At 41.7% G+C, this 1,091-nt stretch carries 1 pseudogene; it reads left to right on the plus strand.

Features of this window, described 5'->3' with window-relative positions:
* Nucleotides 1-1,091, plus strand: a pseudogene (locus HMPREF9073_RS15925) (hypothetical protein); the annotation flags it as partial.

Genomic DNA, 1,091 nt, shown 5'->3' on the forward strand with positions numbered 1-1,091 from the left:
CAGGAACACGCACTGTAGTGGTAACTGTCGGAGCCCCTGAATTAGTAGTACCTTCTAAAGTATATCCTTTAGCACCAGGAACTACTTCAACAGAAACTGTAATAGATACGGCAACTTTAGGTGGAAACCCAGTAAGTTCAACAGCTGTAACTATAGCAGTTGTAACTCCAGCAACAAGCTTAGGAGGTACACCTACACCTACTTTAAACACCACTACAGGTAAGATAACTGTACCAACAGGTACTAAGTCAGGTACTTATAATATTGTATACAGAGTGTGTGAAGTATTGAATCCTTCTAACTGTAAAACAGCAACCGCTACAGTAGTAGTAGGCGAGGTTCCAGTAATCACACCAGATAATTTACCAATAGTACCATCAACACCTACAAGTACAACAACCCGTACAATAGGTAACATATTGACAAACGATACAGTAGGTACTCAGTCAGCAACGGCAGGTACAGGTGGAAATGTAACCATTACTATAACAAGTCCTATCACACCTAATACACCAGTGATAGATCCAACTACAGGTAACGTACAAATACCACCTACCACACCTCCAGGTGTATATACTATCACTTATGATGTATGTACAACAGCTACACCTGTAGCTTGTACAAGTGGTACCCTTACAGTTACTGTAAGTCAGCCATCACCTATTATCCGTCCTGAAAACCTTACAGTAACGCAAACAGGTACTAGTACAACACCAAGTATCTTGAACAATGATGATATAGTGAAACCAGACGGTACCACTGCTTCTGCAACAGGAAGTAATGTAACTATTACCAATGTAGTAGTAACACCAGGTGCTGCACCTGGAGCTCCTACTCCTACATTGAATCCTGATGGTACTATTACAGTCCCAGGCACATTGCCTCCAGGAGTCTACACAATTACTTACGATGTTTGTACAACAGCAACACCAAGTACTTGTGTAAGTGGTACAACAGTACTCACTGTATCACCTACAGCAACAGCCCCTACAGCAGGTGATAATGCTTACGATGTACCAACGAGCGGTACAGCAACAGTAGTAGGAACTATATTGAATAATGATACTGTCGATGGAGTTGCATCAGCAACA

Source organism: Capnocytophaga sp. oral taxon 326 str. F0382 (assembly GCF_000318295.1).
In the GTDB taxonomy this organism is placed as follows: domain Bacteria; phylum Bacteroidota; class Bacteroidia; order Flavobacteriales; family Flavobacteriaceae; genus Capnocytophaga; species Capnocytophaga periodontitidis.